At 71.2% G+C, this 20,033-nt stretch carries 18 protein-coding genes; 11 read left to right on the plus strand and 7 right to left on the minus strand.

Translation table 11 applies throughout. The features are described 5' to 3' along the window. The first annotated feature begins 19 nt into the window (after nt 1-19). The 5 genes from PUR53_RS02675 (at nt 20) to PUR53_RS02695 (ending at nt 4,792) form a co-directional block, all read left to right on the plus strand. The gene (locus PUR53_RS02675) at nt 20-1,270 is read left to right on the plus strand and encodes a sugar kinase (protein ID WP_329907240.1); all 1,251 of its coding nucleotides are present in this window, start codon (nt 20-22) and stop codon (nt 1,268-1,270) included. Beyond that, entirely contained in the window at nt 1,267-2,028 is a 762-nt protein-coding gene (locus PUR53_RS02680; protein ID WP_329897750.1) for an IclR family transcriptional regulator, read from the plus strand. The genes PUR53_RS02675 and PUR53_RS02680 overlap by 4 nt, the downstream gene beginning before the upstream one ends. Before the next feature lie 16 nt (nt 2,029-2,044). Continuing rightward, nucleotides 2,045-2,455 carry a RidA family protein gene (locus tag PUR53_RS02685; RefSeq protein WP_329897751.1) on the plus strand — a complete coding sequence of 137 codons (411 nt, stop codon included), beginning with the start codon at nt 2,045-2,047 and terminating at the stop codon, nt 2,453-2,455. 166 nt (nt 2,456-2,621) lie between these two features. Beyond that, nucleotides 2,622-4,073 (plus strand): GntP family permease, encoded by a 1,452-nt coding sequence (locus PUR53_RS02690; RefSeq protein WP_329897752.1) that lies wholly within the window; start codon nt 2,622-2,624, stop codon nt 4,071-4,073. Between the two features lie 77 nt (nt 4,074-4,150). Continuing rightward, nucleotides 4,151-4,792, plus strand: a complete 642-nt coding sequence (locus PUR53_RS02695; protein ID WP_329907241.1) for a hypothetical protein — start codon at nt 4,151-4,153, stop codon at nt 4,790-4,792. A gap of 78 nt (nt 4,793-4,870) precedes the next feature. Here the strand turns inward: PUR53_RS02695 and PUR53_RS02700 are convergent, their stop codons facing one another. Beyond that, nucleotides 4,871-6,244: a M14 family metallopeptidase gene (locus PUR53_RS02700; protein ID WP_329897754.1), complete on the minus strand. Its 1,374-nt coding sequence runs from the start codon at nt 6,242-6,244 to the stop codon at nt 4,871-4,873. 454 nt (nt 6,245-6,698) lie between these two features. Here PUR53_RS02700 and PUR53_RS02705 point away from each other — a divergent pair, with 454 nt between their 5' ends. Continuing rightward, nucleotides 6,699-7,109: an ATP-binding protein gene (locus PUR53_RS02705; RefSeq protein ID WP_329897760.1), complete on the plus strand. Its 411-nt coding sequence runs from the start codon at nt 6,699-6,701 to the stop codon at nt 7,107-7,109. A 176-nt stretch (nt 7,110-7,285) separates the two neighbouring features. Then, nucleotides 7,286-8,608: an Nramp family divalent metal transporter gene (locus tag PUR53_RS02710; RefSeq protein ID WP_329897755.1), complete on the plus strand. Its 1,323-nt coding sequence runs from the start codon at nt 7,286-7,288 to the stop codon at nt 8,606-8,608. Nucleotides 8,609-8,618: 10 nt separating this feature from the next. Here PUR53_RS02710 and PUR53_RS02715 read toward each other — a convergent pair whose 3' ends face one another. Both PUR53_RS02715 and PUR53_RS02720 read right to left on the minus strand, forming a co-directional pair. Next, a complete protein-coding gene (locus PUR53_RS02715) occupies nt 8,619-9,935 on the minus strand; it encodes a hypothetical protein (protein WP_329907242.1) in 1,317 nt (438 codons plus the stop codon). 54 nt (nt 9,936-9,989) lie between these two features. Next, nucleotides 9,990-10,499: a SigE family RNA polymerase sigma factor gene (locus PUR53_RS02720; protein WP_329897757.1), complete on the minus strand. Its 510-nt coding sequence runs from the start codon at nt 10,497-10,499 to the stop codon at nt 9,990-9,992. Between the two features lie 135 nt (nt 10,500-10,634). Between PUR53_RS02720 and PUR53_RS02725 the strand changes: the two genes are divergently transcribed. Further along, nucleotides 10,635-11,129, plus strand: a complete 495-nt coding sequence (locus PUR53_RS02725; protein WP_329897758.1) for a hypothetical protein — start codon at nt 10,635-10,637, stop codon at nt 11,127-11,129. A 161-nt stretch (nt 11,130-11,290) separates the two neighbouring features. On the opposite strand, the gene PUR53_RS02730 is transcribed toward PUR53_RS02725, so the two are convergent. The 4 genes from PUR53_RS02730 to PUR53_RS02745 form a co-directional block, all read right to left on the minus strand. Next, nucleotides 11,291-12,430, minus strand: coding sequence for an epoxide hydrolase family protein (locus tag PUR53_RS02730; RefSeq protein ID WP_329907243.1), 1,140 nt, complete (start codon nt 12,428-12,430; stop codon nt 11,291-11,293). A gap of 232 nt (nt 12,431-12,662) precedes the next feature. After that, nucleotides 12,663-13,694, minus strand: coding sequence for a CU044_5270 family protein (locus PUR53_RS02735; RefSeq protein ID WP_329907244.1), 1,032 nt, complete (start codon nt 13,692-13,694; stop codon nt 12,663-12,665). Further along, nucleotides 13,691-14,407, minus strand: coding sequence for an RNA polymerase sigma factor (locus PUR53_RS02740; protein ID WP_329907245.1), 717 nt, complete (start codon nt 14,405-14,407; stop codon nt 13,691-13,693). The genes PUR53_RS02735 and PUR53_RS02740 overlap by 4 nt, the downstream gene beginning before the upstream one ends. Before the next feature lie 90 nt (nt 14,408-14,497). Further along, nucleotides 14,498-16,219, minus strand: a complete 1,722-nt coding sequence (locus tag PUR53_RS02745) for a chitinase (protein ID WP_329907246.1) — start codon at nt 16,217-16,219, stop codon at nt 14,498-14,500. A 333-nt stretch (nt 16,220-16,552) separates the two neighbouring features. On the opposite strand from PUR53_RS02745, the gene PUR53_RS02750 reads away from it, so the two are divergent. The 3 genes from PUR53_RS02750 to PUR53_RS02760 all read left to right on the plus strand — a co-directional run bounded on the left by PUR53_RS02750 (nt 16,553) and on the right by PUR53_RS02760 (nt 19,918). After that, complete coding sequence (locus PUR53_RS02750) at nt 16,553-17,455, plus strand: hypothetical protein (protein WP_329898173.1); 903 nt, start codon at nt 16,553-16,555, stop codon at nt 17,453-17,455. Further along, nucleotides 17,455-18,171, plus strand: coding sequence for a Flp pilus assembly protein CpaB (gene cpaB, locus PUR53_RS02755; protein ID WP_329898174.1), 717 nt, complete (start codon nt 17,455-17,457; stop codon nt 18,169-18,171). The genes PUR53_RS02750 and cpaB overlap by 1 nt, the downstream gene beginning before the upstream one ends. Nucleotides 18,172-18,301: 130 nt before the next feature. Beyond that, entirely contained in the window at nt 18,302-19,918 is a 1,617-nt protein-coding gene (locus PUR53_RS02760) for an AAA family ATPase (protein ID WP_329898175.1), read from the plus strand. The last annotated feature ends 115 nt before the right edge of the window (nt 19,919-20,033 follow it).

Below are 20,033 nucleotides of genomic sequence, written 5' to 3' on the forward strand. Positions count from 1 at the left end.
ACGAGGAGCCTCCACCATCGTGACCGCCGACGGCCTCCGTTCCCCCGACGCCGCAGCCGTCGACGTAGTCGCGCTCGGCGAGTCCATGGTCACCTTCCTCCCCACCCGCCCCGGACGCCTCGCCGACGTCCCCTCCTTCGACCGGGCCATCGGCGGCGCGGAGTCCAACGTGGCCTGCGTACTGGCCGCCGCCGGCCACACGGCGCGCTGGGTCAGCCGGGTCGGAGCCGACGGCTTCGGCGACCACCTGCTGGAGGAGATCGGCTCCTACGGCGTCGACGTGACCTCCGTGCGCCGCGACCCAGAACGCCCGACGGGCGTCTACTTCCGCACGGCGGGCGACCGAGCCACGGACGCCCACGAGGTCGCCTACTACCGCGCCGGTTCGGCCGCCTCGGCGATGTCGACACGGACCGTGGACCTCACCGCCGTACGCGCCGGACGCGTCCTGCACCTCTCCGGCATCACGGCGGCCCTGTCCGACGACTGCCTGCACCTGCTCCGCGACCTGACGGCCCCACGCCCCGACCACCGCCCCCTGGTCTCCTTCGACGTCAACCACCGCCCCGGCCTCTGGAGTGACACCGAGGGCCCGCACGTCCTCCTCGAACTGGCCCGCCGCGCCGACATCGTCTTCGTCGGCGAGGACGAGGCCCAGCAGGCCTGGGGTGTCACCGGCGGACCCACAGCGATCCGCACACTCCTGCCGGAGCCGACCACCCTCGTGGTGAAACAAGGAGCGCGCGGAGCCACCCTGTTCACGCGCACGCCCCCGCGCCCGGACCGGCCGCCCACGGACGGAAGGGGGCGTGCCGGGGGGTGTCCGCCCGCAGCGGCCGGCGTCCACCACCGGGCACTTCCCCACCCGACGGCGCCCGCCGGACCGAGGACGGAGACCCCCCGGCACGTCCCCGACCCCACCCCCACCGAGGGCGACGACACGACGCGCACCGGACCAGTCACGGACACGACGACGTTCGTCCCCGCCCCCACCGTTCAGGTCGCGGCAGCGACCGGCGCCGGTGACGCCTTCGCCGCCGGCTTCCTCTCCGCCACCCTCCGCGCCCTCCCCGCCAAGGCCCGCCTCCGCCACGGCCACCTCATGGCGGCGGCCACCCTCACCGTCCCCGGCGACCTCGCCACCCCACCCCACCGCGACCACGCCGACCGCCTCGCCGCCCTGGACGACGACGCGTGGGGGACACTTCGACTCGCCCCCGGCTGGACTGACGTACCGGACCGGGCCGAGGAGGAGGTACACACCCCATGAGCCAGACCGTCGACCGCGCGCTCAGCATCCTGCCGCTGCTGGCCGAGGGCCCCGCCGACCTCGGCCAGGTCGCCGACCGCCTGGGCGTCCACAAGTCCACGGCCCTGCGCCTGCTGCGCACCCTCCACGAACACGGCCTGGTCTACCGCCAGTCCGACCAGCGCTACCGCCTCGGTGCCCGCCTCTTCGCCCTCGCCCAGGAGGCCGTCGAGAACCTCGACGTCCGCGAGATCGCCCACCCCCACCTGGTACGCCTCAACGAACAGTGCGGCCACACCGTCCACCTCGCCGTCCACGAGGAGAACGAGGTCCTCTACATCGACAAGGTGGAGAGCCGCTACCCGGTCCGCATGTACTCCCGGATCGGCAAGCCGGTCGCCATCACGGTCGCCGCCGTCGCCAAGCTGTGCCTCGCCGACCTCCCCGAAGCCGAGCGCCGCGCCCTCGCGGAGAAGCTCGACTACCCCATGTACACGTCCCGTTCCACGCCCAACGCCGCCGCCTTCCTCAAGGAACTGGCACGGGTCCGCGAACAGGGCTGGGCCACCGACCTCGGCGGCCACGAGGAGTCGATCAACTGCGTGGCCGCGCCCGTCCGGGGCGCCGACGGCCGGGTCGTCGCCGCGATGTCGGTCTCCGCCCCCAACGTCGTCGTCACCGCCGACGAACTCCTCACCCTCCTGCCCCTGGTCCGCCGCACCGCGGACGCGATCAGCGGCGAGTACTCCGGCCGAACCCCCACGTCAGACCCCGTATGACGGACAAGGACCCGCTATGACCGACAAGATCGCCCTCACCCCGAAGACCCACACCGCACCCCCCGCGAAGTTCTCCCACGGCGTCCGGAAGGGCAACATCCTCCAGGTCGCGGGCCAGGTCGGCTTCCTCCCCGCCGTCGAGGGCGAACCCCCCACCCCCGCCGGCCCCACCCTGCGCGAACAGACCCTCCAGACCCTCGCCAACGTCCGGGCGATCCTGGAAGAAGGCGGCGCCACCTGGGACGACGTGATGATGATCCGCGTCTACCTCACCGACGTGGACCACTTCGCCGAGATGAACTCGATCTACAACGAGTACTTCGAGCAGCACTTCACAACAGCCCCCGCCGCCCGCACGACGGTCTACGTCGGCCTCCCGGCGGGCCTCCTGATCGAAATCGACGCACTGGCGGTCCTGGACAACTGAGGCCCGCACCCGCGCTCTTCAGGGGCGCGGGGAACTGCGCGAGCAACCACGACCCACCCGCACCCGGCGACGCTCCAGCACCACCCCCCCACCATCCCCGCACCCCGCACGGCGCTCCCCCCCTGCCCAAAATCCCAGCCATGCCCCCACCCAGAGGACCCCCCCCATGCCCGAAGCACCCCCACACACCGGCGGCCTGCTCCTCCTCATAAACGGCACCGCCGGCCTCCTCACCGTCGCCGCCCTGGGCATAGCCCTCCTCCTCTTCCTGATCATCAAGACCAGACTCCAGCCCTTCGTGGCCCTCCTCGCCGTCTCCATAGCCGTCGGCCTCGCCGCCGGACTCTCGGTCACCGAACTCTTCGGCACGGTCCAGCGAAGCGACGCCGTCTCGACCATCGAGTCCGGCATGGGCGGCATCCTCGGCCACGTCGCGATCATCATCGGCCTGGGCACGATGCTCGGCGCGATCCTCGAAGTCAGCGGCGGCGCCGAGGTGTTGGCCTCCCGCCTGCTGAACCTCTTCGGCGAGAAACGCGCCCCCCTCGCGATGGGCCTGACCGGCCTGATCTTCGGCATCCCGGTCTTCTTCGACGTCGGCATCTTCGTCCTCGCCCCGATCGTCTACGCCGCCGCCAAACGCTCGGGCAAGTCGATCCTCCTCTACTGCCTCCCGCTCCTCGCCGGCCTCTCGATGACGCACGCCTTCCTGCCCCCGCACCCCGGCCCGGTGGCCGCGGCGGGCCTTCTCCACGTCGACCTCGGCTGGGTCATCCTGATGGGCGTCGTCTGCGGCATCCCGGCCGTCCTGGCCGCCTGGGTGTTCTCCGCCTGGGTCGGCCGCCGCATCTTCGTCCCCGTCCCGCAGGACATGGTGGAGGCGGCGGAGGAGTCCCGTCAGGCGGTGATGGACGAACAACGCGCGGCGGGCGTGGTGCCGACGGAGAAGCCGGTCCCCCTCACCACGGTCTTCCTGATCATCGGCACCCCGCTCCTCCTGATCCTCGCCGCGACCTTCTCCTCGATCGCCCTGGACCCCTCCACCCTCCGCTCGGTGATCGAGTTCTTCGGCAACCCCTTCGTCGCGCTGACCATCGCCCTGCTCCTCGCGTACTACCTGCTCGGCATCCGCCGCGGCTGGTCCCGCAAGTCGCTGGAGACGGTCTCGACGTCCTCCCTCAAGCCGGTCGGCAACATCCTGCTGGTGGTTGGCGCGGGCGGGGTCTTCGGCGCCGTACTGAAGGCGAGCGGGGTGGCGCAGGCCCTGTCGGACACGTTCAACGACGTGGGCCTGCCGGTGCTGGTCCTCTCCTACCTGCTCTCCGTGGTGCTCCGGGTCGCGCAGGGCTCGGCGACGGTGGCGATCGTGACCACGGCCGGCATCGTCGCGCCCCTCCTCGCCGAGGGCGACCACTCCCAGGCCTTCGTCGCCCTCGTCATCATGGCGATCTCGGCGGGCTCGATCTTCGCCTCGCACGTCAACGACGGCGGCTTCTGGATCGTCGCCAAGTACTTCGGCATCAGCGAACGCGACACCCTCAAGACCTGGACGGTCCTGGAGACGGTGCTGTCGCTGGCGGGCTTCGCGGCAGCGGCGGTATTGAGCGTGTTCGTTTGAACGCCCTGAAACCCAGATGCGGACATATGCCCGGCCCGACTGTCCCCGACACAGGGTCGTCGACCATACTGCCCGCTGTGGAGCAGCGCATCGGTTCGAACAACCAGCCCCTGGCCGCCGCAGCGGTCGACCCGTCGCACATCCCCGGACTCACGGCCCCGGTGTCCGTGAAGAAGGAGAAGCAGGAGGAGCCGGAGGACACCAAGCCGACGGAGTCCGCCGAACCGGCGGAGACCGAGGAGCCGGACGAGGCTGCCCTGGACCGGGCCGAGCCGTCCACCGCCGAGTCCGGAGCCGCAGCGGGATCCGAAGCCGCAGCGGAAGCCGAGGCCGAAGGCGAAGCCGAGGCCGCAGCCGAAGAAGCCGACGGTGACGAAGCCGAAGGCGCGGCCGAGGACACCACGGACGGCCCCGTCTTCGAGGCCTCCGACCGCCGCGCGAAGATCGTCGCGGACAGCGCCGGCGTACGGCTGCGTCTGGACGACCAGGAGTGCGAGTTCACCTGGGACGAGATCGGCGCGATCGAGACGGAGTCCCCCCTCTTCGGCAAGCGTTTCACCATCACGGTCCACACCCCCGACCGCCGCTGGTACTTCCTGGAGATCGAGGCCAAGGCCAAGTCGGAGCACGCGGCCTGGGAGAAGCAGATCGACGAGGTCCTGGACGCGTACTTCGACGACGGTTCCGGCAAGGAAGAGCCCGAGGACTCCGCCCCGTAAGGGGCGCGGGGAACTGCGCGACCAGCCACGACGGTCCCGCAGTTCCCCACTCACGGACTCACAGAACGAACCCCACGGCTAGCAATACTGCGCTTCCTTGCCAATAGACCGGTACATGCAGTCCGAGTTCTCCAGCAACTGCAGCACCGCGTCCCGGTTCCGCGCGGTCTCCCGGGCGATCACCTCGTCGGGCGGGTAGAAACCGCCACCCGAGGCCGACCCCGGATACATCTCGAACGTGTACCCGAAGATCTTCTGGTTGCCCCACAGCCAGTCGTCGATCGACCCGTCCGTGATGTAGAGGTCGCTGGACTGCTCGGGCGTGTACCCGTTGCTCGCGGCCATCTTCCCGCCGACCGTCGCGAACGCGTTGCGGTCGTCCGCCGTCATCCCGGTCGCGGTGTCGGCGGTCGTGTACCCGAAGGGCCACAGCACCAGCTCGCTGTAGGTGTGGAAGTCGATCCCGGTCTTGATCTGCTGGACCCCGCCGACGACCCGGCTGCGCACGAAGTTCGCGACGACCTTCACCTCGGGCGCCGACTCGGCGGCCGTACCCCGATAGGTGTCCGAGGACGTCGACCCCGACGAGCCGCCACAGCAGCCCCAGCGGTAGTTCCAGTTGCGGTTGAGGTCGGTACCGACGTACGACGAGCCGCTGTTGGGCTGCCGGTTCTTGCGCCACGAGCGGTACGAGCCGGTCGCGACGTCGTACTCGCCGCCGTCCGGGTTGATGTCCGGGATGATCCAGATCTCGCGGTTGTTCACCATGTTGGTGACGCGGGAGTCGGTCCCGTAGTCGGAGGTCAGCTCGCCCAGCAGATAGAGCGCCATCTCGACGGTCAGGTGCTCACGGGCGTGCTGGTGGTGGGTGAACAGCACCTCGGGCTCGGCCTCGTCCGTGCCGACGTTGTCGCTGATCTTGATGGCGACGATGTTCCGGCCCTGGTACGTGGTACCGATGACCCGCTGGCTGGCGATCGAACTGTTCGCCGCGACCACGGAGTTGATCTCGCTCGTCATCTCCGCGTAGTTGTGGTAGCGGGAGTCGGCGGACGGGAAGTCGAAGAGCCGTACGTCGTCCTCGCCGTTCGACCGGTCCGGGGCGGCGCCGAGCGGGGTGACCTCGTACCCCTGCTGCTTCAGCTTCTTGATCTGGTCCGCGCGTCCGGAGACGAACACCGAGTGGTCGTCGGCGTCGTCCACGGTCACACCGGCCCGCTGCAGCGCCGTGCGGGACTCGGTGTCCGAGTGCATGTGCACCTCGTACTGACGGATGTCGTCGGCGGAGGCCTTCGGCCGCTCGCCGCTGGTCGCCGTCGCGTCCGAGGTGGTCGCGGCGACCGGGGCGGCGAGCGCCAGCGCCAGCAGGGTGGCGAGGGTGGCGGTGCGGCGACCGGATCTCCGGCCGGTGCCGTCGGGCGTCGCCGCCCTGCCGCGTATGCGGAGTCGCATCAAGTCTCCTAGTTTCTCCAGGAATTCCGGGGTCTCCGGAAGTGGGGAGTGGAGCGGGGGGTGGATCCTTGCGACGTGCCTCGGGCCTGGCCGGCGACCATGGGGTGCCCGGCCGGCCCTGGTGCGGGTGTGGCGCTCATGGTGCGGCTCTGGCATGACCAGGTCAAGAGTGGGTGGGGGTGGGCAGCGCACCGGGATGGCCGGAACAGGGAGGAACGCGCCGGGAGTTCACAGCGCGCGTAAGCCCTACACAACCGCGTACACGCCCATCAGTTGCGTAGGCCCCCAATTACGGACGTACCCGGGCGGGAAACAGGTATATGCGCGGCCGGAAACGGGTAGTCCTCCCCGTGTGCCGCGTACGCGTGGCGGCAACCCTGGAAGCATGCTGCAACTCTCCGGGGGTCTCCTTCCGGATTCCGGCCCCCATTTCGCCTCGTATCCGCAACCGCCCATGGGCGCGGGGCACTTGAGTGTCGAGTACGACCCTCGTCCCACCGCCGCCGCACAGGCCCGCGCGCAGGTGCGCAGGCAGCTGGAGGGATGGGGTCTGCTCGAACAGACCGACACGGCGGAACTGCTGGTGAGCGAGCTGGTCACCAACGCGCTGGTGCACGCGGAGAGCCGACTGAAGCTGACCCTGTCGGCCGCCCACGGCGTACTGCGCTGCGAGGTGTCGGACACGGACGGCCGCCCGCCCCGGGTGCGCCGGGTGCCGGAGATATCGGAAAGCGGCCGGGGGATGTTCCTGGTGGACGCGCTCGCGGGACGCTGGGGCTGCCAAGAGGACGGGTCGGGCAAGACCGTGTGGTTCGAACTCGGTACGTGCGGGGCGGACGGCTGCGGTGGCGCTCTGCTGGGTTGAGCGGTTCGGCGGGGTCGGTGGCTTCGGTGGCATGCGGTACCGAAGCCACCGGCCGCTGATGCCGTCGGTCGTCAGCGGCTGCGTCGTGGCTGGTCGCGCAGTTCCCCGCGCCCCTGGCGGGGCGCACCGGGCCTGCCCTCTTGTCTGATGGCGCCCCTTGCGGTTTCTTGACCCTCATGGCGGACACCACGGGAAACCCCACTGACGCACCCGCGACATCCGGCTCCAACCCCCCACCCCGCAAGTCCAGTTGGAAGTACATCGGCCCCGGCATCGTCGTCGCCGCGACCGGTGTCGGCGCCGGTGACCTGGTCGCGACCCTGATCGCGGGCAGCAACTTCGGATACACCCTGCTGTGGGCGGCCGTCATCGGCTGTCTCGTCAAGATCTCCCTCGCCGAGGCGGCCGGCCGCTGGCATCTGTCCACCGGCCGCACCCTCTTCGACGGCTGGGCGAGCCTCGGCCGCTGGACGACGTGGTTCTTCGTCGTCTACGTCGTGATCTGGGGCTTCGTCTACGGCGCCGCCGCGATGTCCTCCAGTGCCCTGCCCCTCCAGGCACTGTTCCCCGACGTGATGGACCTGAAGTGGTGGGCCGTGCTGTGCGGCCTGAGCGGTCTGGTCTTCGTCTGGTTCAACAAGTACGCGGTCTTCGAGAAGGTCATGACGGTCCTGGTGGGCGTCATGTTCGTGGTCACGGTCTATCTCGCGATCCGCGTCACCCCCAACCTCGGGGACGCCTTCGCCGGGCTGCTGCCCGTCCTGCCCGACGAGAAGGACTCGATCCTCAACACCCTCGGCCTCATCGGCGGCGTCGGCGGCACGATCACGCTGGCCGCCTACGGCTACTGGGTCAACGCCAAGGGCTGGACGAACACCGGCTGGATGAAGGTCATGCGCCTCGACAACCGGGTCGCCTACATCACGACCGGCATCTTCGTGATCTCGATGCTCTTCGTCGGCGCCGAACTGCTGCACTCCGCGAACGTCGCCATCGCCAGCGGCGACAAGGGTCTCATCCAGCTCGGCGACATCCTGGAGGACGAGTACGGCACGGCCACCGCCAAGTTCTTCCTGATCGGCTTCTTCGCCACCTCGTACACCTCCCTCATCGGCGTCTGGCACGGTGTGAGCCTGATGTTCGCGGACTTCGTGGCGCGCTTCCGCCGGAAGGGGGCGGTGACGGGCGAGGAGGTCGCCTCCGGCCGCCACGAGAAGTCCTGGCCGTTCCGCGCCTACCTGCTCTGGCTGACCTTCCCGCCCATCGTCCTGCTCTTCCAGGGCCAGCCGTTCCGCCTGATCATCCTCTACGGCGTCCTCGGCGCGGCCTTCCTGCCCTTCCTCGCCGCCACCCTCCTCTGGCTCCTCAACTCCTCCCGCACACCCCGGGAATGGCGCAACGGCATCGTCAGCAACGGCATGCTGGCCATCGCGGGCCTGCTCTTCCTGGTGCTGGCCGTCAAGCAGATCTGGGACCAGCCGTGGGCGGACTTCTTGTGACGCCGGGCCGTCAGTCGAGCCTCTTCCAGCGCTCGCTGGTGGCGATCTCCCTCAGCTGAGCCATGGTGAGCGCGGGGGCCTCGCGGGTCTCGGCGGTGTGCTGGGCGCCGGAGTTGAAGGCGCTGATCACGACCCGCAGCCCGTCCGGGCGGAGGGTGTCCACGGTCCACATGACGACCCCCTCGCCGCCCTTCTCCCCGGGTACCTGCCGGGCGGCGACCTTCGTGCCGTCGGGCAGGGTCTCGGCGTCCGCGCCGAACAGCGAGCCAGAGGCGTCCACCACGCCGAGCTGCGCGTTGACCTGCACCAGGCTCCGCCCCTCGCCGTCGTCGAGGACGACGTACGCGAAGTCCGACACCTCGTCGTCCTCGCCGACGATGTCGACGCCCTCCGGCAGGAGGCTGACGAGGGTCCTCCGGATGGCCTCGCTCCCGATGACCGGGGCATCGAGAGACCCGTCCCCGGGGGGAACCGTCGACGACTCCTCCTTCTCCCCCTGGTCCTCCCGCGTGCCGTCGTTCGCCGGCTTCTCCGTGATGGCGTCGACGACCGGCTGCCAGCCCGGGTCCCTGACGATCGTCTTCAAGGTGGCGAGGGGCAACGGCGGTTCGGCACGGGTGACCGGCGCGTCCTTCTGCGCCTCGGCGTTCCACTCCATGACGCTGACCTCGTACCCCGCCGGATCGACCAGCTGCGCGTACCAGTGCTTGGTGTCCACCCGGCGGTCCGGGTACTCGTAGCCCTGGAAGAGCAGCAGCCGGGCGCCGCCCGGCAGGGTGCTCTCCTCGCAGGAGTCGTAGCCGACGAACGTCTTGTCCGGGCAGTCGGTGAGCTGCCGGGCGTGCTCGCTGTCGGCGTCGATCCGCCCGAGCCCGAGCTGCACGGCCGCCCCGCCCTCGCCGTCGTCGAACACGACCTGGGCGTACGGCGGCGCGTCCGCGCTCGTGCCACGGGCGGACTCCCCGCTGATCCTCCCGTCCGGCAGCAGTTCTTTGAGCATGGCGACGAGTTCGGCGCCGGACACCGCGCCGTCGTCGTCCCTGACGCCCTGCTCGATGTCCGGCTCGGCGGACCTCCTCGCCGCCACGGACTGCTTCCCGCTTCCGTCTCCGGTGCCGGGCAGCAGGAGCGTCCCGCCCACCCCGACGAGCGCGATCCCGGCGACCCCGCCCAGCATCGCCGCCCGGCGGCGGAACAGCCGCCGCCGGCCGCGTGCGGCACCGCCGCCGACCAGCGTGCGGTGATCGGTCTCGAAGGTGCCGCCGACCCGGCGCAGGGCGGCGCCGAGCCTGCCCTCGAAGGGGTCTTCGTGCTGTTCCTGGGGCATGACGAACCGCCGTTTCTGCGAGTGGTGTGCCGGTGTCGGTGGATGCGGGCGGGCTCAGGGGGTGGCGTACTCGCCGATGGCGTCGCCGAGCAGGACGCGCAGTCGGGCGAGGGCGCGGACACACCGGGTGCGCACCGCCGCCGAGCTGGCGTTCATCGCCGCGGCGGTCTCCTCGACGGACCGGTCCTCCCAGTAGCGCAGGACGACCACGGCCCGGTCCTTGGGCGGCAGTTGGGCCAGCGCCTCGACGAGGGTCAGCCGCAGGGACGCGTCGGTGCCGGGCGCGGCAGGCCCGTCCGGGATGACGTCGGTGGCCCGCTCCCGGCTGCTGCGCCGCCGCTGGTGGGCGAGGAACGTCCTGGTCAGCACGGTCTGCGCATAGCCGGCGGGGTTGTCCGCCCGCCGCACCCGCCCCCACTTCACATACAGCCGGCCGAGCGTCTCCTGCACGAGGTCCTCGGCGAGATGGGTGTCCCCACCGGTGAGCAGACACGCGGACCGGTACAGATGGCCCGCGCGCGCCACCGCGAACTCCTGGTATCCGTCCGCGCGGACAGGTCTCATCTGTGGCTCCCCCTGAACGGACTCGTGTTGTCGCCTCTCACTCCATTGATGCGGTGGCCCCCGGGGAATGTTTCACGGAACGGTGAGAGATACGGTGCGGTACGAGTCACACCGACGGGGCAGAGGACACACACCATGGACCAGCCTGCACAGGGCCACCAGCCACCACCGCCGCCGCAGCAGCCGTGGACGCCGCCGGCCGGCCACCAGGGCTTCGGGCCCCCGCCCCCGCCGTACGCGCCCCCCTCCACGCCGCCCGGCCCGCCGTACGCGCCTCCGCCCCAGCAGCAGTACGCCCAGCCCCAGCAGCCGTACGCGCCCCCGCCCCAGCCGTACGCCCAGTCGCCCCAGGGCCCGGAGTTCCTGGCCGTCGACCGGCACAACTCCGTCGTCATCGACGTGAGCGGGGTCGCCTTCGAGGACCACGGCGTCTCCGTCGACTTCTCGTGGCCCGAGATACGCAGCGTCCACTACAAGGCGAGCGGCAACGGCAAGGCCCTCATGGTCGCCGTCATCCACCTCGACGGCGGCTTCTTCGAGTGCACGGTGGAGGCCAAGCCCCGGGAACGCCTCCACCAGTGGTTCGCCCACCTCGCCCACGTGCTCGGCCACTACCGCCCGATGGGCTAGGGGGTGTTGCGAAAGTCCCGCACAGCACCCACGGCGCCCGGCTAGCCCTCTCGCCGCACCGGCCGAAAACCCAAGTACGTCCAGTACGAGGGCTTTCGTCCGGCACGCCGAGAGCACGCACCGGACACCGCGGGCACCGCACAGGACTTTCGAAACACCCCCTAGCCGGTACGGCGCACGGAGTCGAAGAACTCCCGTACGTCCGCCGCCAGCAGGTCCGGGACCTCCAGGGCCGCGAAGTGGCCGCCGCGGTCGAACTCCGTCCACCGTACGACGGTGTTGACCTGCTCGGCCCAGCGGCGGATCGCCACGTCCTCGCCGAAGTTCGCCACCGCGGTCGGCACCCCGGAGGTCGCCGTCGGGAACCAGTCCGGGACATGGCTGTTCTCGTAGTACATCCGGGCCGCCGAACCGGCCGTACCGGTCAGCCAGTACAGCATCACGTTGGTGAGCAGGGTGTCCCGGCCGATCGCGTCCTCCGGCAGCGCGGCCGAGGAGTGCGTCCACGCCTGGAACTTCTCCATGATCCAGGCCAGCTGACCGACGGGGGAGTCCGTGAGCCCGTACGACAGGGTCTGCGGGCGGGTCGACTGGAGGGCGTTGTAGCCGAAGCCGTCCGTGGTGAACTCGCCGATGCTCGCGAGGCTCCGCAGCTCCCGCTCGTCGAGGTCCTTGCGCTCCGCCTCGTCCACCGGGCCGAGCGGGATGAAGCCGACCGACGCGGCGTTCACATGGACGCCGACCACCGACTCCGGGGCGGTGCGGGCCAGCGCGGGGGAGACCAGCGCGCCCAGGTCGCCGCCCTGGGCGCCGTAGCGCTCGTAGCCGAGCCGGCGCATCAGCTCCGCCCAGGCGCGGGCGACCCGGGAGACGTTCCAGCCCTTGTCCCGGGTGGGCCCGGAGAACCCGAAGCCGGGGATGGAGGGGATCACCAGGTGGAAGTCGCTCAGCAGGTCGATCACACCGAGGAACTCCACGATCGAGCCCGGCCAGCCGTGCGTGAGGATCAGCGGCAGCGCGTTGGGCCGGGAGGAGCGGACGTGCAGGAAGTGCACCCGCGCGCCGTCGATCTCCGTGACGTACTGCGGGATCGCGTTGAGGGCGGCCTCGTGCTCGCGCCAGTCGTAGGTGCCGCGCCAGTACGCGGCGAGGTCACGGAGGTACGGCAGCGAGGTGCCGTACGCCCAGCCCGCGTCCGGGAGTTCGTCGGGCCAGCGGGTGAGGTCCAGGCGGGTGTGCAGATCGTCCAGCTGGGCCTGAGGGATGTCGATCCGGTGGCTGCGCACGCTGTTGTCTGTCATGAGTCCAGGTGGGAAGGCCTGCGGACAGCATGTGTCCGCGAGGGCGGGCGGATGGGTCTCACATGTGCCGGTCCCCGGTCGGCGGCGGCCGGACGGCCGGCCGCTGCCGGGGCACCGATGCTCACGCACGCTCGCCCGCCGGACAAGCCTTTCGAACCCGCTCGAAAGGGGTTGACCGGCGGGCCCTCACGGCCGTGCCGGGCCGGACGCGCCACGACCCCGGCCGGACGCGCTACGACCCCGGCCGTTCCCGGTACTCGTCCACGACCGCCCGCTCCAGCACGGCGTTCTCCGCCAGCACCGTCCCCTTCGCCCCGCTCGCGCCGTCCCTCGTCAGATAGGTGCGTTCACCGAGGTAGACCAGGCTCTCCCGGTCGAAGATCCACTCGGTGGCCCACCCGGACCGCCCGTCGACGCGGCGGATGCCGACCCCGTGCCGTCCGGCCGGGTCGGTCGCCTCCTCGATCCGGGTCACCCCGGGGATCCGCGCGGCGGCCCCGTACAGCGCGGCGGCGGTCTCGGGCGGCATCACCGACGCGTTGAGCAGTTCACCGATCTTGTCGAAGACCGCCTGCGACGGCTCCTGGTCCTCGAACGGCTCGATGAGACCCCGGAGTTCGGCGAGCAGCTCGTCCGGGTCGGTGGGCAGCGCGGCCAGCCACCGGTACGTCGGGCGGTCGACACCGGCCGGGACACCCGGCGACCCCGGCGGCAGCAACTCCCGCACCGGGTAGTAGGCGCCGTTCTCGTAGTGCAGGGCCAACCGCTTCACCGGCCCCGGCTCCTGGGACACCCACTCCTCCCGCTCGTGCAGCCGCCCCGGGACGTACACGCCGTTCTCGCCCTTCGCCTCCGCCCCGGCCGTCAGACTCCGCACGTAGACCAACTGGTCGTCGCGGACCGGTTCGACCTCCGTCCGCGCGGCGACGTCGGCGATCCGGTCGAGCAGGACGACGGCACTCTCGGCGTCGGACGTCCGCACGCCGTGGCCGGAGTCCGAGGCCGTGACCAGGCCGACGGTCAGCGCCCCGGCCAGCGTCAGCGCGGCGGCGGGCAGCCACAGGGCCGGGCGGGGCAGCCGCAGGCGCGGCCTCCGGGGCGCGGCGGGAACAGCGGGCGCGGCGGGTGGCGCGGGAGCGGCGGACGTCGTGGCCAGGTCGTCGTCGATGAGTCGCATCAGTCGGTCCTTGTGGTGAGCGAGGCGACCAGGCGGGACGTCCCGTTCGGGCGGGGGCGGCAGCAGTCGGGCCAGCTCCTCGTTCATCGGGATCCCTCCTGAATCTCCTTGAGCGGAAGGGCCGCGAACGCGGCCTCGCCCCCTACCTCTCCGCGACGGCGCCCCGGTTCCCCACCGTTCGGCATGGTTCGCGCACGCTCCTCACACAGACGCTCGTCCGTCAGCCGACCGAGCCGCGCCCGGGCCCGGGAGAGCCGGGACCGTACGGTCCCCACCGGGACGCCCAGCGCCTCGGCCGCCTGCCCGTAGTCGAGGCCGGACCACACGCACAGCGCCAGCACCTCACGCTCCGCGCGCCGCAGCCGCCCGTACACCTGCCGTACGGCGGCCAGTCGGCGCGCGTCGTCGAGGCGCCCGGCGGTCTCGTCGGCGAAGTCGGCCACCGGCTCCGGGGCGGGGCGGCGGGCCAGGAACGCCAGCCGGCGGCCGCGGCCACGGGTGGCGTTGCGGGCCTTGTTGGTCGCCATGCCCAGCAACCACGGCTTCAACGAGCCGCCGTCCGGCTCCAGCCGCTCCCGGGTGCGCCAGGCGTCCAGGAAGGTGTCGGCCATCACCTCCTCGGCCGTCGACCAGTCACCGGTCAGCCGGTAGGCGTGGTTGTAGACGGCCCGCGCGTAGGCGTCGTAGACCTCGGCGAACGCGTCGCGGTCCCCGGCCCGTATCCGCGCCCGCACCGACGGCCCGGCGTGCGCCCGCAGCGGCGGCCCGGCGTGCGACCGCGCCCTCTCGGGGTCACTCATCTCTCATGCACCTCTCCCACCTCACACTCTGCTCTCTCCGTGAGGTGGGAGAGGTTCCGGTGACCCGCGCCACAGTCCTACGGGAATCGTCTACGGCAGCCCGTGCACATGCGGCCCCACCGCGTTCGACCAGGCGTTGCCCGCCGTGGCGTCCCAGTTGGTCGACCAGGTCATCGCGCCCCGCAGGTCGGGGTACGTCCGCGGCGGCTTGAAGGAGCCGCAGTGCGTGCCCCGGGCCAGACAGTCGAGGGCGTTGTTCACCACGCTCGGCGACACGTACCCGCTGCCCGCGCCCCGTGTCGAGGCCGGTAGCCCGAGCCCCACCTGGGAGGGGGCGAGCCCGTTCTCCAACTGGATGCAGGCGAGGGCGGTGAGGAAGTCCACCGACCCCTGGCTGTAGACCTTGCCGTCGCAGCCCAGCATCGAACCGCTGTTGTAGTACTGCATGTTGACGACGGTCAGGATGTCCTTGATGTTCAGCGCCGTCCGGAAGTACGCGTTCGACGTCGACTGCATGTCGATGGTCTGCGGCGCCATCGTGATGACCAGCGACGGGCCGGCCTTCGCCGACAGCGACCGCAGCGCCTGCGTCATGTACGTCGCGTCGAGCCCGTTCTCCAGATCGATGTCGACGCCGTCGAAGCCGTACGTCCGCATCACGGCGTACACCGAGTCGGCGAAGTTCGTCGCGGAGGCCGCGTTGTTGACCGCGACCGTGCCGCGCTCACCGCCGACCGACACGATGACCTTCTTGCCGGCCGCCTGCTTGGCCCGGACGTCGGCCTTGAACTGGTCGACGGTGTAGCCGCCGAGGCCCGCCGAGTCGAGGGTGAAGGCGACCGCGCCCGGTGTGGCGGTGGCGTCCGCGAAGGCCACGGCGATGATGTCGTACTGCGAGGGGACGTCGGCGAGGCGCTGCACCGTGGCCCCGTTGTCGAAGTTCTGCCAGTACCCGGTCACCGCGTGCTTCGGGACGCCGGTGCCGCCGCCCGGGGTCGCCGTCGTCGTCCCCGTCACCGTCGCCGAACGCGCCGACTCACCGGCCGTGTTCGCCGCCGTGACCTGGAACGTGTACGAGGTGGAGGCCGCGAGCCCGGTCACCGTCGCCGAAGTGCCGGTCACCGACTGGACCTTGGTGCCGCCCCGGTAGACGTGGTAGCCGGTGGCACCCGAGACCGGGTTCCAGGCCAGGGAGACCGAGGAGGACGTCGAGCCCGACACCGTCAGCCCGGCCGGGGCGGACGGGACCGTGGGCGGCTGGTCGCCGCCACCGCCGCCGTCGGGGCCGAAGACGGACACGTCGTCGACGAGGTAGGCGGCCTGCCCGTACCAGCCGTGCGTGTAGACCGTCACCGACGTGGTCGAGGCGCCGGTGGTGAAAGTGGTCGACAGCTGCTTCCAGGCCGTCGAGTCCGGCGTCCACGTCGAGACGTCCGTCGTACCGGTCCCGGTCGCGCCCAGATACGCGTACCCGCCTCGCACCCAGGCGCTGAGCGTGTACGTCGAGCCGGGCTTCACCGCCACCGTCTGGGTGCAGCGGGCGTTGTCCTGCCCGGCCGGGGTGGCCCGCAGCGCGGCCGCGCCGCCGTGCACGGGGGAGGAGACGGTCGCGCCGCTGCCCGCCGAGCAGTTCCAGTCGCTGAGCCCCGACTCGAATCCGGCGTTCCTGGCGTTGTTGATGTCCGCGGCCGACGCCTGTCCGGCGCCGGCGAGCGAGAGACCGAGGGCGAGGGAGACGGCGACGACTCCCGACCGGAGCCGGGTCCGTCCCCGTATGCGCGCACCCTCACATTTCCGCGCGTTCGTCCGCATGTGTATGCGTCTTCTGTGTCTGAACATAGTCGTAAGTTGGTCCAGACCAATCGGGTTGTCAATACTCCCGCCCGAAGCCCGTTCACCCGTTCGTGGAGCCCAACCTCCCCGCCCGCCTGCCGAGTTGAGGCATATGCGTCTCACTCTGTGTGGATACGGCCCCCACCCCCCGTGAGTTGATCAAGGAGATTCGGTGTTGATCGGGCCATGCCGTGGATATGGTGCTGATGCAAGACGATGCAGGAGGGACGTCCGAACGGACGTCGCTCCGTACAGGGGCCGTCTGCGGCGGTGGTCGACCACTCCGCCGAAGTGAACGGGGTGGTGTGCAGCGTGCCGACCGCGATAGCCGTCACCAGTTCCGACCTGGTGCTCCCACCGCACGACCGGCAGACCCCGCCCGCGGTCGTACAGCCGCAGGAAACCCTCGAAGCCTCCCTGTACGGCATGCACGCGCTCATCGAGCAGCACGGCTATGTCATCGCCCTCCACTCGTCCTCCGACGCGTCGGCCCTCACCCGGCGGCTGCACACCGTCCGTTCCGTGCTGGAGAGCGACCGCATCGCCCTGCTCGGTGTGGATCTGCCCCCGCTCGGCCTCGCCCTGCTCGCCCAGCAGTTGCGGCAGCTGTCCGTGTGCGACTTCAGCCCCGGAGTGCTCGCCTCCTCCGTACGCCTCCTCGCGCACTACATCTACGCCGGCGCGCTCCTCGGTTCCGTCGCCAAGCTCGACCGGGTGCCGGTCACGCTGAAGTCGCACGCCAAGTCCTGGCTGCCGGGGGCCCAGTTCGCCGTCCTGGCCAATCCGCGGCCCCAACTGGTCCGTCTCCACACCGCCGACGAGGAGCCCCTCGCGGGACCCGAGTTCGGCACCCGGCTGCTCGTCGCGCAGGGACCGCAGCCGCCCTCCGACTGGGTCACCGGCTCGCTCGCCCCGGCCTGGCAGGTGCAGGGGTCCCTGCCGGTGCCGCTGCCCGAGGGGTCCGCACGCTGGTGGGGGACCGGCAAGCTCGTCGAGTTCGCCGCCGGCCTCTGTGACGTCTCCGTGCTCTACCAACTCGTGTCGTCCGTACGCCGCGAGACCTGCCACTGGTGCGGCCTCGAACTCATCGGCGACCGCTGCGGATTCTGCGCGGCCCCGTTACGAGAACCCGAACCGCCGCCCGTGCGCGCGCTGCCCCGGTCCGGCAGCAGGCCCGCCCATGTGCTCGGCACGTCCCCACGAGGTGAGAAGTAGTGAACTCACGCCAGCGCCGCGGCGTCATCCTGCTGGTCCTCTCGGCCCTGTGCGCCCTGGCCGCCTTCGCCGGGGTGCTCTCGGTGATCCGTGACGTGAACGCGAAGGTCGGGCCCGAGGTGACCGCGTACCGGCTGAAGAGCGACATCGCGCCCTACAAGGAACTGACGGCGGGCCAGTTCGAGAAGATCTCGATGCCGGAGCGGTGGCTGTCCGGCACGGCCGTCACCGATCTGGCCGAGATCCGCGGGAAGATCGCCGTCACCCAGCTGAGCAAGGGCTCCCTGCTCCAGTCCGACATGATCGTCGACCGGCCCGAACTCGAAGCGGGACAACAGGAGATCGCCATCCTGATCGACGCCTCCACCGGGGTGGCGGGCAAGATCAACCCGGGTTCGCTGGTCAACATCTACGCCACCTTCGAGGAGAAGGACAGCGACTCCCGCAAGGACACCTCCAAGCTGATGGTCGCCGACGCCCGCGTCATCGACGTCGGCAAGCTGACCCCCCTGGAATCGGGCCAGTCCAGCAGCGACCGCCGGCGCACGGCGACCGAGGCCGTCCCGATCACCTTCGCGCTCGACACCGCCGACGCCCAGCGCGTCGCCTTCGCCGAGTCGTTCGCCGAGCACGTCCGTCTCGCCCTCGTCGGAGGCGGCGAGGCCACCGTCGTCGTACCGGACGACCGTTCGTACACCCTCGACGAGGACAAGTAGGAGGCCCCGCGATGAGGTCGGTCCGGAACGTCCGCACGAGGACCCCTCGAACGGGGGTGCGTCGAATGCCGCTACGGATCGGCGCGCACGAGATCCCCTCGCCCTCCGCTCCACGAACGGGGACCCGCCGATGACCATCCGCATCCTCCCCGCCGCCGGCGACGTCGACTCGGCCCGCGCCCTCACCACGCTGCTCGGCCAGCTCGCCGACGCGGAACCGGCACCGCCCGTCTCCGACTCCACCGCGCTGTTGGACACCCTGGCGCGAATGGCCGCCGACTCGCTGGACGAGCTGCCCGAGGTGGTCCTGGTCCACGAACGGATCGGCCCGGTACCGGCGCTGGACCTGGTCCGCGACCTCGTCCTGCGCTTCCCGGCCGTCGGCGTCGTGCTCATCACCTCCGACACCAGCACCGGCGTCCTCACCGCCGCCATGGACTCCGGCGCCCGGGGCATCGTCCAGCTGCCCCTCTCCTACGAGGCCCTCGCCGAACGCGTCCAGGCCGCCGCCGCCTGGTCGGCCGGTATGCGACGCCACCTCGGCAGCGGGACACCCGAGCTGTACGCGGGCCCCGGCGGCACCGTCGTCACGGTCAGCGGGGCCAAGGGCGGCGTCGGCGCCACCGTCGCCGCCGTGCAGCTCGCGCTCGCGGCCCGCGCGTCCGGCCGTACGGTCGCCCTCCTCGACCTCGACCTCCAGTCGGGGGACGTGGCCTCGTACCTCGACGTGCAGTTCCGCCGCTCGGTCGCCGACCTGGCCGCGATCACCGACCTCAACCCCCGGGTCCTCCAGGAGGCCGTCTACGCCCACGACACCGGGATCTCCCTCCTCCTCGCCCCCGCCGAGGGCGAACGCGGCGAGGAGGTGACGGACCGGGTGGCCCGCCAGGTGGTGGCCACCCTCCGCTCCCGGCACGACGTGGTGATCGTCGACTGCGGCTCCCAGATGACCGCGGCCACGGCGGCGGCGGTCGAGATGGCCGACCAGGCCCTGCTCCTCGTCACCCCCGACGTCGTCGCCGTCCGCGCCGCCAAACGCATGGTCCGCCTCTGGGACCGTCTCCAGATCCGCAAGGCCGAGGAGACGCTGACGGTCGTCAACCGCCTGTCGCGCGCCACGGAGATCCAGCCGCCGCTGGTCGAGAAGGTCACCGGCACGAAGGTGGCCCGCGCCGCCGTCCCCGCCGCCTTCAAGGAACTCCAGTCCGTCGTCGACGCGGGCCGCCTCCAGGACCTCGACGCCCGCTCGTCCGTCAAACAGGCCCTCTGGGCCCTCGCCGGCGAACTGGACCTGGTCGCCGCACCGGACCACAACCACCACGGCGGCCGACGCCGCAGGTCCTCCGACCGGGGCGCCCTCGTCCTGCGCCGCAAGGGCGGCGACCGGGGCTCGGCGACCCTCGAGTTCGCCGGCATGCTCCCGCTGATCCTGATCACCATGACGATCCTCTGGCAGGCGGCCCTCTACGGCTACACGTACTCCCTCGCCGGCAACGCCGCCGACGAGGCCGCCCGCGCCGCGACCGCCGCGTACGCGGTCGACGGCGACATCGCCGGCGCGTGCGAGACCGCGGGCAGCGCGAACCTCCCGGGCGCCTGGAGCGACACCTCCATCGACTGCGCCCCCACCGGCCCCCTCATGCGAGCCGAGGTCCAGGCCAACGTCCCCCTCTTCTTCCCGGGCTTCGACACGGGTTGGACGGTCAACGGCGAGGCGGGCGCGGCGCTGGAGGGGGACGCCCCGTGACCCCCACCACGAAAACCCCCGTACACGAAATGGCCGACGAGACGGCGACCGTACGCGCGACCACATCGCCCCCGACGGCCGTACACGCGACCACCGCGACGGCGGTCGCACACCC

It is taken from the genome of Streptomyces sp. SP18BB07 (genome assembly GCF_036322545.1).
In the GTDB taxonomy this organism is placed as follows: Bacteria; Actinomycetota; Actinomycetes; order Streptomycetales; family Streptomycetaceae; genus Streptomyces; species Streptomyces deccanensis.